We start from the raw sequence: 11766 nt of genomic DNA, 5'->3' as shown, positions 1-11766 counted from the left end.
CCATCAAACCGGTACGCTTCTTCTATGTGATTGGTAGCCAGGTTGAACTTTACCAACTTAAAACTATTGTCATATACTTGTTCCATATTTGGACAAGCCGGATGTAAGTCATCTTTACTTTTGAGTTTTATGAAATTAAATAACTTTTTTTTGTTATTGGATTTTATAAAGCACAAGAAGAATAGAAAAAGTTTAGGCTTTTACATTCTTCTTGTGCTTGAATTATTATAGGGGATTCTTATTGACAAAAACTTCCATTACCACACCTTCGGATTTTATATCTAATACGCGTACCAAGCCATAGATATATCCATGCTTATCTACATCTGCCTTGAACGAATAGATAGTACCCTCCTGAATAGGTAGTTTTCCATACGGTATCTGATAGTTACTGAAATTAGATTTAATAAAATGTGGATTCTTAACTGCCGTGGATAAATCATTGGTTTTTAAAATATTATAAGAGAAATGTGTTTGCCGGTTAACAGCTCCTTTCTGGCTAAACACACCTTTTTGTCCATCAGGCCGGGTAAATTCAAAAGGAGACATCAGATGCGTTGTACCTTGAAGAGAGGTGCAGAAGAAATCTATCTTGCTAAAAAGATTTAAGTTTTGCACGGCAGCCATGGTATATTTTTTACCTATTGTTGCACTGAAGAAAGCTTTGCTAGTAGAGTTGGACGAATATCTCGGCAAGGTAAATTTATAACCTACTACCTGCCCATAATCTACCCGGATAATATCATCAGCTGCAAAATCCTGATTACTCAACAGATTATCTGGCGAAGACTTCTCCGCAGATCTGACAGGTTCAACGGTCAATTTATCGTCACAGCTGGAGAATAGCAAACATGCCGCAATGAAAGGAATAGCACACGTTACATTGAATTTCATGAGTTTGATTGTTTAAATTAAGTGGTTTGTTTTAGTAAATAATTTTTTTTGTGTCCCTGATCGATCTTGTTTTTAAGACACTCAAAATTACACGATGGCAGCCCCTGCAATTATTAAGAAAAATGTAAAAAGTATAAAAAAGTATAAAATTGAATTTATTACCCTATTTCCATTAAATCTTGCAAAAAAGTAAGCAATACATGGGTTACTTACGAGATACTTTTTCATAAAAAAGTTAGCCAATATAGAGGAGCAAAAGCAGCAGTAAGTGTTGATGAAAATTATTATCAATCACTTTGAAGAAGGCTATATATTTTGCAGATTCACCGACCAAACCTAAGCTATGGAAACTTCCCACCTGCTGATCATTGATGATGAAGTTCAATACAGTGAGCTCACAAAAGAATACCTGGAGATGAGAGGATTTCACGTAGTGCTGAAACATGATGGAGTAGCCGGGCTAGAAGCATTCAAGACCACTTTTTTTGATTTATGTGTGCTGGATGTAAAGATGCCCCGGAAAGATGGCTTTACGCTGGCTCAGGAAATCCGTTTATTGAATGAACACATTCCTCTCATTTTCTTGACTGGACAATCCCTGAAAGAGGATAAAATAAAAGGACTTATGCTAGGCGCCGATGATTACCTGACTAAGCCTTTTAGCCTTGAAGAGTTGTATTTGCGGATTAAGGCTATTTTGAAAAGAGTAAAAGTACAGGAAAAAACCAGAGAAGTAAACGTATTCAGATCCGGCGGAACCGTGTTCAATGTCCAGCTGCGTGAGCTTCAGGTGGCCGGAAAAAACTGCAAGCTAACTTCTATAGAAGCTAAACTTTTAAAGCTGCTTTTTGAAAATGAGAATGCTGTACTTACCAGAGAATCAGCTATGAAACACATCTGGGGAGATGAAGAATATTACCGGGAGTATAGCCTGAATGTGTATATCAGTAAAATCCGTAAATTTTTGAAAGAAGATCCTTCCCTGGAAATATTAAACCTGCATGGGGAAGGCTATAAACTTATTAGCAAAGTTCATCAGTAAACTACACAACCCAAGCTACCTGCTATGATAGATCTTTCTTTTCTTACCGATGCCATGGACGGCAATGTAGTACTTGCCCAAAAATTTCTTGGTATCTTCAAAAGCCAGGCTCCCAAACAGATGGAAGAATTAAAGAGCCAGTTAGCTCAACAGGATTGGGAAGCTGTATCTACCACCGCTCATAGCCTGAAAACACAGTTCGCCTATCTGAATTTAACACAGCTGTCTACTCAAATGGAAGTCATAGAACAGCTGGCCGACAACCAACAGACCGCCACTATTTATTCATTGGTAGAAGAGGCAAACCATAATTTTTTAGAAATTCTGCGAACCGAGTTACTTGCCTAATCAAATTTTTTCTTGAGCTGCTGGTATACCAGTAGCAAATTTGCTGCTTAGTAGTTTTCCTATTTTTTCCTTCAGCTTGCGAGCTTCTATTGGTTTGGTTATATAATCATCCATACCAGCTTGTTTGCATTTCTCTGCTTCTATGGGATTGGCATTGGCGGTAAATGCCAGAATAGGTATTTTATTATAAAGACAATTGCTCTCCCGGATTATTCTGGAGGCTTTGTACCCATCCATGACAGGCATTTTTACATCCATCAGAACAATATCAAAGGGTTGTACTTCTAGTTTTTGTAAAGCAATCGCACCATTTTCAGCAATAGTTACTTCTGCTTCCGGAATTATTTTTTTCAGAATTTCCTCAGCTACCACCTGGTTAAACAATGTATCTTCCACTAGCAGAATTTTTGTACCTCTTAAATCTATCTGTTCATTCACACTTTTCTCCAAAGGTAGCGATGCGGATGACCGTTCAAAAGAGAGCGTAAACCGGAATTCGGTGCCTTGTTTAACCTTACTTTTTACCTGCATCGATCCTCCTTGCTCTTCTACCAGTTTTTTTGCTATGAATAGCCCTAGCCCTGTTCCCGATGCTTGCACATTTACTTCATCTTCTATGCGGGTAAATGTTTCAAATATATAATGAAGCTTTTCTTCCGGAATTCCTACGCCTGTATCTCTTACTGTAAAACATAAGACTTCTGTTTTTTCCGTTGCTGACATACGTTCAACCGCAATCTCCACATACCCTTGTTGAGTAAATTTAATGGCATTGCTTGCCAGATTAAGTAATACCTGGTGTAGCCTCAGCGGATCACCAATCAACTGAGCAGAAACCAGTGGATCAATGGAAGTACAGAGTTCAATTCCTTTTTCCTGTGCCAAACATTGGAGAATATAACTCAAGCGATTAAGCCTATCTCTGACTTGAAATGGTTTTTTTACAAAGGAAAACTTACCGGCTTCTATTTTTGAATAATCCAGAATATCGTTGATAATCGCCAGCAGATTTTCTGAAGAATATTTGATCCCTTTGGCATATTCCAGCTGCTTTGGGTTCAGGGGAGTATCAAAAATCAGATCTGACATGCCAATAATTGCCGTCATAGGTGTACGGATTTCATGGCTCATGTTGGCAAAAAACTGCTCTTTGAATCTGGATTTCTCTTCAACTAATTGTTTCTGCCGTTCAATTTCTTCTTTTTGCAACTGAATTTTAGCAGTCCGTTCCAGTACTTTCTGTTCCAGGTTTTCATAAAGGATGGCATTTTCAATTGAGACGGCTATCTGACCAGCCAGCAGTTGAAGAATCTCTACACGGTCTTGTGTAAAAGCACCTGATGCCAGGTTATTTTCTAAATAAAGTACGCCAATGAGTTTGCCCTGATTTAACGTAGGAATACACAGTACTGATTTAATCCGATGATTCAACTGGGCTAGCTCTTCTTTGAATAAGCTATCTTGTCCGGCATGGTTAATAAGAACGGTTTCTTTGGTAGCAAATACTTGCCGGACGACTTTTTGCAGAAGGTCGGCTGACTGATGTAATGGCGCTTTTACTAGTTGTACTTTTTCCTCTTCTACCGATTGCCGGGCTTCCACCACCAACTCACCTGACCGCTGTAAAATAAAATATCCTGCCTGGGCACCAGCATTCTCAATTACTACCTTCATCAATTTTTCCATTAGCTTATCGAAAACCACTTCACTGGAAATAGCGGTAGCTGCTTTCATCAATGTTGCAAGATCAAAAGTGCTAGTAATGTTATGGCTGGTAACAGGCAGAGGCAAATGAGTAGGTGCCTGTGATGAAAGAGTAGTGGAAACTAGCAAGGTACTATACTGTTCTTGCAGCTGATCTACTTTTATGGTGCAATCCCATTTTTTATAGAGCTCCAGGGCACTGGTAAAGTAAATAGCTGCTTCGCGTTCCTGTCCTCTGCTTAGCCAATACCTGCCTGCCAGTTCATGGGCTAGGGCTTCCTCATAGCAATGATTATTTTCTTTGGCCGTCTGGATAGCTTTATCATAGTAAGCTGCTGCTTCAGGGTGTTGTTGGGTAATTTTATAATATTCAGCCTCCAGCAGGTAAAACTGGTGTAAGTGGTTTATGGGTACTTGTGCAGCTCTTTTCTTGACTTTCCTTTTGTAAGCCTGTGCTTTTAATAAATAGGTTCTATCCGGTTGTTGCGAATACATAGCAAAATTCAGCAATGCCTGATTGAAGTAATAGAGCGGCTCCAGGAGTATACCTTTTACATCTTCCAGATAAAAAGATGCTTCATTCGCATTTTTTAGGCCTTCATTATACCTTCCCAGCAAGTAACATAGGATACTTTTATATAGGTAGCAAATAAAAAGTTTAGACTTTTGATGGGTCTTAATAATCTCATGAAAGCCCTCATCCTCCTTAAAATAAGTTCCATTCAACGACGTAGGGTCAGCATTTTCTCCCAAAAAGTTAGCTACAATTTGCAGCAAGGCCTCATTGCCGGTTGAAGAACTTTCGTGTTTTAGGCGGCCTGGTAAGATGTTCATGCCGATAATTTCTTCTTTTATCCATCTTAAGTTTTTACCGGAGAGCAACAAAAACACACAATAACTATTAGAGGCATACACGGCATATTCTATCTCTCCAGATTCAATACCATTGATAAAAGACTGCTTTAAGGGCTCCAGTGAAAAGTGGATATGTTCTTTACAGGGACGGTTAATTAATTGATAGATCAGCTGTGTTTTGGCCTGAATACCGGCATCATTGTACTTCTTAAGCAGGGTTAATGCCAGTTGGCCAAACGAAAAACAGGCGGCACTGTCTGTTTGAATGGCATGGACTATGGCTCCATAGGTAACATACGCCAGTGGCGACTGCGGAGCATTGCCATACTTTACTGACAAATACACCATTTTCAACACCAGCAGCGGATAGAGCTTAGGCAACGTATTATGGGTAGCTGCGGTAATGAGCTGTATAATCCGGAAAGCCTCTCCAATAGACTGGTTAGTCATGGCCGGTAGCATTTCAAGGTTTTGAATGGTTTTGCCCCTAAGTATCCATTTACACTGAAGAAAAGCAGCCAGAATATGAAGATTGGCATAAGAAGAAGGAAAATATACGCCCAACGATTTTAGCAAAGGTAACGCATACGCAATAGCCTCCTCATTTTTCTTTTCATAGATCAATGATTGAATTTTCAGCAGATGTATATCCGTTTTTTCCCTCAATGTTTGAACACGCGGCAATACACGATTTACTAAAATAGAAGCTTGTTCAAACCTTCCGGTGAGATAGGCCATCTCAGCGGTAAGCCGGTGTAATGACAGGCTAAGTGGATAGTGCTCTGTCCACTTTTTATACTCCCATGCATCCCCACCATCCAAGTCTAAATAATTTAATGCACAAGTGAAGGAAGTAAAAGCAACTTCAAAAGCCGTAGAAGCCTTTGCTTTTTTTCCAGCTAGTTGGTTTAATTGGGCAATTCTAATAATCTCTTTTTCGGTAGTGATCAGGGAATTTCCTTTATTAAGGTGACTAACAATTTCAAAGATGCATCCATCTACCTCTGTTTCTTGGCAATTATCCAGCAAACGGTAGCCAATACTCAGGTGCAATTCTTTTTTTAATTCATCTGGTAAATGTGTATAGGCAGCCTGTTGAATCTGGTCATGCAAGAATACATATTGTTTCTTTGTTGCTAAACTTTGTACAGGCGTATCTACGGGATGTTTCACAGCAACAATCAATGATTCATTTACCGCTTCTTGTAAATCTTCAGCGGCTTCATGGGCAGGTTTGTCTAACAAAGATGCAAGTACTTCCAGGTCAAACTGACGGCCAATGCAGGCGGCATAACTCAGGGCTTGACCTGCTTGCGCGGATAGTTCTTGAATTTTACGGCTAATAAGCTCACCTGAGGAAGTTGAATGGATAAATGTGATCACCTGATCCAACTGCCAGGTCATTTTTTTTTCCAAGGTATGATAAACAAGTAATTTATTTGTATACAGAGACTGTAAAAGGGCATGAATAAATAACGGATTCCCCAGCGTTCTGGTAAAAACTACATCAGCCAGTGGAGCAATTTCTTGTGCCGGGCATGACAAAGTATCTTTCAGCAGGGCTTCTGTTTGCCCAATGGTAAGGGGGTATAGCTTAATTTCAGTTAATTCCTTACCGGCTGTTTTTATCTCTTGTATCTTTTTGTACAAAGGGTGCCCACTGGAAACTTCATTTGAACGGTAAGTACCTATTAGAAGGATATGGCTGCTTTCACGGGTTGCCATTTGATGCAATAAATGCAAACTGCCGGCATCGGCCCACTGCAGATCGTCCAGAAAAATAACCAATGGCTTTCCTGGACTGGCAAACACATCTATAAATTTTGAAAACACGAGTGTATTTCTGTATCCGGCGTCCTGAGAAGGTATAGTAGCTATCTCTGGTTGCTTGCCAATGATGTGTTCCAGTTCGGGTATTTCATCTATCACTACTTGGCCCAGGTTTCCCAAAGCTGCTAAAAAGTCCTTTTTCCAGGCACTAACTGCTTCCTCTGGCTGCCTGGCAAGCATAGATATAAATTCTCTAAAAGCATTGGTAATAGCTTTATAGGGCACATTCTGTAGATATTGATCGAACTTCCCGGCTACAAAAATATACTTGTCCTTGGGTAGCCTTTTCTTAACTTCCTCCACTAAAGTAGATTTTCCTGTTCCTGAGTGCCCTTCTATCAACACCACTTCACTCGTAGTTTTTACTCTTTCAAAACTACTTAGTAGCTGAGTAAGCGCCTCTTCCCGGCCATACAGCACCGGAGGTATTTCGAAATAGTCAGCCTGATCAAATTTCCCCAAAGGAAAAGGGTGTATTTCCCCGCTAACGATATATCGTATCAGGCATTCCTTTAAATCTAATTTCAGGCTTTTTGATGTTTGGTATCTTTCTTCTGGCTTTTTTTCTACTAACCTTTGTATTAAATCAGACAACTGTATGGGCAGCTGATGATTGAGCTGTACAGGCGATGGTGCTTGTTTTGCCAGGTGGGCATGAATAAATTCATTTAAGTCTCCCCTTTCAAAGGGTGTATGTCCGGTAAACAACTTATATAAGGTTATGCCCAAGGAGTACAAATCTGACCTTCCATCTTCTTCCAATGACAGCCGCCCGGTTTGTTCAGGTGACAAATATTCCAGCCCGGAAAGTATTTTTTCTTTAAGGTCGGGTCTGGCCAGCGTATTTGTCAGTGAGGCGGCACACCGCAGATCGATACATCTTACTTCCAACGTATTCTGGTTCACCAGAAAATTAATCGGACGGATATCTCTATGCAAAATACGGCTATTGTGCAGCTCTTCAATAACAGAAGTCAGGTTTACGGCTAGCTGTAACCGCTGCTGACAGGAGAGGCTGTTGTTTTCCAACAACTGCTGCAAATTAATCCCATCAAAATATTCAAGTTCCACTAAAAAGGTGTGTTCCATCCGGTGTTTATTAGTTGCATGCAGTACGCCACTAAAGTGATAAGAAGAAAGCAAGTGAAACTCATTTTCTAACTCCTGAAAAGAAATGTCATCAGCGACTGTATTGGGCAACTTTACTAGTACTGGGCGAGCATCCGTAGTTCGTATGGATTTAAAAGCTATGATAGAAGAACTACGGAATACCTCTTCGGCTAGTGTATATCCAGGAATTGAGATCATGGCGGGTGAGTATAGGTGCAACGTAACTGGAAGTAGTAAGCTTCCTATTTACTTAAATCTGAACTAAATATACTACTCCTTCCTGGGAAATCAGTTAACACAAGTTCCATTTTTATACTTTTTTATACTTTTTAACAATCCCTTAAGTACATGCCTTTGGGTAATCTGGTACCTTTGTTTCATCATCACCACTTACTATACGACCATGAGAAAAGTAGCCATTATGGGTGCAGGCCAATCCGGGTTACACTTGGGTTTGCGGCTCTTACAAGCAGGATATGAAGTAAGCATTCTATCTGAAAAAACTGCCGAGGAAATATTTAATGGACCACCTACTGGTGGCACCTATTTATTCCATGATTCCCTGCACTTAGAGCAACAAACTGGTTTGGAATTATGGAAAGACACGGCCTTATATTGTTCAAGTTTTGGACTGAACTTTGGCACGCCGGACGGCCAATTTGCCTTTACTATTAATACTAAGCTAAAGCAGCCCGGCGTATCTATAGACCAGCGGCTGAAGTTTTACGAATGGATTAAACTTTTTGAGGAAAGAGGTGGCCATTTTATTGTTAGCCCCAGTACACCAGCCGACCTGCTTGCGTGTACTGAACTGTTCGACCTGGTGGTGGTATCGTCAGGAAAAGGTCCACTGGCTAAACTGTTTGAACGGGATGCAGAGAAATCTACCTGGGAAAAACCGGCACGCAAGCTTGTACAGCTTCATATCAACAACTTTGAACACCCTGGCAAAACCAAATTCACCACCCTGAATATTAGTGTAATTATGGGAGCAGGCGAAATTATCACAGCTCCCTTTTATCAGAAAGATGATATCCAGTGTTCCTGGATATTAATGGAAATTATTCCTGGTGGGCCGATGGATGTATTTGACGAAGCTAAAACCGGACACCAGCTGCTTCACTGCTGTAAACAAATCCTGAAGAATCTGGTACCCTGGCAATACCCTCTTTATGCAACGGCAGAGTTAATTGAGGACGATGCTTTTCTAAAAGGTTCTTTTGTGCCCACTGTCCGCAAACCGTATATCAAGCTTAACTCCACCGCAACGGTGATGGGGGTTGGAGATACAGTTATCCTGAATGATCCGATTGTGGGACAAGGAGGAAACAATGCCACCAAAATGGCACACAGCTATGCCGAGAAAATTATCGCTCATGGAGATAAACCCTTTGATGAAGCATGGATGCAACAAACGTTTGACGAATTCTGGCAATATTCCAGATATGTTAACCGCTTTAGTGATATTTTCCTTTCGCCGCCAGCTACGCATGTACGTACTATTTTACAAGCAGCTACTGAGAATCCTACTATCGCCACTGACCTGGCAAATGGCTTTAATCATCCACCTAGCCTATTCCCCTGGATCGACGATGCACAGGCAGCACAAGCTTATCTAACTAGCAGAGCAGAAGTATTTGCACCAACAACTTGAGCTTTTAGACTTAATGAATCCTAATTAAACAAACCACCTACCTACCTATTTTATGAGACAATCAGCTTATTCCAGCTCTGCACAAGGAACAGAAAACTTCTTAGTGCCTTCTGTAAACAAAAACTTCCCTTTCCCGGTAAACTTATCTGTAGCCGAGGTTATTGCCGCTTTATTAGATAAAGGAGGACCTGATCCGGAAGACTATTACTATCTAGACAGATACCTAAAAACCCTGTTTTCATCCGTTCATAGCGGCTTGATTTCTTTTCAGGAAGTAGAAGCGGCCAAACAGCTTTTTTCAGAAGAATTCTTATCGCAAACTATACATGGGTACGGGTACACAAAGCCGATGGGCTATGCCGGGGACTTCCTAATGATTGATAAAATCTACACCTATCATTGCAGCAAAAATCCTGAGTTTGAGAAATGGGATGCCTATTTCCACCACCTTGAAGCCGCTCAAGCAGTCAGGAACCGGAAAGATTATTTCAAAAAACAATTGCTGAAAAGAATTGAACACAGCTCAACAACCGTTCACCTGCTGGATGTAGCCAGTGGCCCGTGCAGAGATGTATTGGAACTTTACCAGCAGATTATGCCTGCTGTCTTACAAACTACTTGCGTTGATCTGGATGAAAGAGCGATAGCTCATGCGAAAGATGTATGCTGGCCTTATCTGAAGCAAATCGAATTTTATCACCAAAATATTTTACGGTTTACCCCCGAAAAGCAGTTTGATGTAGTTTGGTCTGCAGGCCTGTTCGATTACTTCAATGACCAGATTTTTGTATTAGCTATTAAACGCCTGGTAAAGCATCTGAAGCCTGGTGGTGAACTAATCATTGGAAATTTTTCAGAGGAAAATTCCAGTAGAGGTTATATGGAATTATTCGGTGAATGGTATTTGTTGCACCGGAGCAAAGAGCAACTCATTCAACTAGCTTTGGAAGCAGGTATCCGGAGAGACAAAATAACGGTAGATTATGAACCTTTAGGAGTTAATTTATTTTTAAAGATTTGCCAATAAAACCCTCCATGTATACTACAGGGTTCAAACCTCAATTAGGCTACTAGGTAATCCAAGAGTTGAAGGTGTGTAATACATTCACCGGAACGTATAATTTTGCTAACATTAAAAAGTCTGATGATATAACGTATTATAAAAAAGCCTAGGCATCACCCAGGCTTTTTATTTTTACTTTATTCTTCTAACTAAGAATGTGAATCAAGAGTTAAAAATTAAAATTAAAAGAACAGCAGTAACTCTACCAAAACAATGTACCCAAAGCCCTTTTTCTGAACGAACCATATTAGCTATTTGAATAGCTGTTTTTTTATTTAGCCAATGAAAAAAAAGCTACCACTGCTTGTCTTATCGAGCTTACATATTGGAAAAATGATTTTTCAGCAGCCACTAAATACTTTTGTCCTTTTTTTGTTTAACAGGGATAATAATTTCCACTTTATGAAGCTTCAGCTGCCCATTGAGTTATTGCGAAGAATAGATTTTATCTGTTACCACTTTACAAGCTTTTTACTTGCTAAGCATCGGCTTTAACACAGTTGAATCATTGGCAGTTGCTTGGCGAAAGCCTATGTAATGCGCCTTAGGCAACCCTTGATAGCAGTCAGCTCCTAAAAAGTGTAGTTTAAGACCATGATAGTATAAGTTTTTTGTTGAACTACGAACCTGACGATGGCTCGACATCGGGTTCGATCCTTTATCGGCTACTTGCAAAGCTACTTTAACCTGATAAGAAGGCAAATGAGGAAACCACTTAAGCCAATGATGACTGATGTAATCATAGATGTCTTTGATGGTGAACCTTCTCTGTAAAATGCCAAACAGATTCATTGTGATTATTTCTTAATCAGTGAATACAGGTGAATAATTATTACTCATCCGTTGATAATGTAGACAACTCTGTGTATCATAGCAGTGGCAGACATAGTAGTAGAGGCTGGTAAGGTGTAGTTGTAGCATTCCACAAATTTATCACTCTTTGCTATGCTGCCTCTTCTACTCTTGATTCACATTAGATATTAATTCAACCAACATTTTTAAGTTACTTGTAAGGTAGACACAGTAGAGAAATATTAAAAAGCTATAGAACAAGTTCTATAGCTTTTTGTACTCACAAAACATCCTCTTACTTGTTATTTATAAACCTGCGATGTATCTGCGCTTAATAAGCAATTTTTTACAGGTTTTCTATTTATTGCACGACGAGTTTCTTATACACTTTACCTGTTTTTGAATAGGCACTCACTATGTACAATCCCGGCTTGAGCCGCTTGGCTATAGGCAAGCTGATTTGCAGCGTTCCAT

At 39.9% G+C, this 11766-nt stretch carries 7 protein-coding genes; 4 read left to right on the top strand and 3 right to left on the bottom strand.

Translation table 11 applies throughout. The features are described from left to right. Nucleotides 1-225: 225 nt before the first annotated feature. Nucleotides 226-894: a hypothetical protein gene (locus Q0590_RS35395; RefSeq protein ID WP_302042409.1), complete on the bottom strand. Its 669-nt coding sequence runs from the start codon at nucleotides 892-894 to the stop codon at nucleotides 226-228. Between the two features lie 343 nt (nucleotides 895-1237). Between Q0590_RS35395 and Q0590_RS35390 the strand changes: the two genes are divergently transcribed. Together Q0590_RS35390 and Q0590_RS35385 are read left to right on the top strand one after the other, a co-directional pair. Further along, nucleotides 1238-1936: a response regulator transcription factor gene (locus tag Q0590_RS35390; RefSeq protein WP_302042408.1), complete on the top strand. Its 699-nt coding sequence runs from the start codon at nucleotides 1238-1240 to the stop codon at nucleotides 1934-1936. Nucleotides 1937-1960: 24 nt separating this feature from the next. Next, nucleotides 1961-2284: an Hpt domain-containing protein gene (locus tag Q0590_RS35385; RefSeq protein WP_302042407.1), complete on the top strand. Its 324-nt coding sequence runs from the start codon at nucleotides 1961-1963 to the stop codon at nucleotides 2282-2284. On the opposite strand, the gene Q0590_RS35380 is transcribed toward Q0590_RS35385, so the two are convergent. Continuing rightward, a complete protein-coding gene (locus Q0590_RS35380; protein ID WP_302042406.1) occupies nucleotides 2285-7981 on the bottom strand; it encodes an AAA family ATPase in 5697 nt (1898 codons plus the stop codon). Nucleotides 7982-8186: 205 nt separating this feature from the next. On the opposite strand from Q0590_RS35380, the gene Q0590_RS35375 reads away from it, so the two are divergent. Continuing rightward, nucleotides 8187-9437, top strand: a complete 1251-nt coding sequence (locus Q0590_RS35375) for a styrene monooxygenase/indole monooxygenase family protein (protein WP_302042405.1) — start codon at nucleotides 8187-8189, stop codon at nucleotides 9435-9437. Nucleotides 9438-9489: 52 nt separating this feature from the next. Beyond that, nucleotides 9490-10464 (top strand): class I SAM-dependent methyltransferase, encoded by a 975-nt coding sequence (locus Q0590_RS35370; RefSeq protein WP_302042404.1) that lies wholly within the window; start codon nucleotides 9490-9492, stop codon nucleotides 10462-10464. 507 nt (nucleotides 10465-10971) lie between these two features. Here Q0590_RS35370 and Q0590_RS35365 read toward each other — a convergent pair. Continuing rightward, nucleotides 10972-11292 (bottom strand): hypothetical protein, encoded by a 321-nt coding sequence (locus Q0590_RS35365; RefSeq protein ID WP_302042403.1) that lies wholly within the window; start codon nucleotides 11290-11292, stop codon nucleotides 10972-10974. Nucleotides 11293-11766 lie beyond the last annotated feature (474 nt).

The organism is Rhodocytophaga aerolata (assembly GCF_030503435.1).
Lineage (GTDB): Bacteria > Bacteroidota > Bacteroidia > Cytophagales > 172606-1 > Rhodocytophaga > Rhodocytophaga aerolata.
Note: the sequence above shows the minus strand (reverse complement) of the source record. Positions and strands in the feature narration are given on the sequence as shown.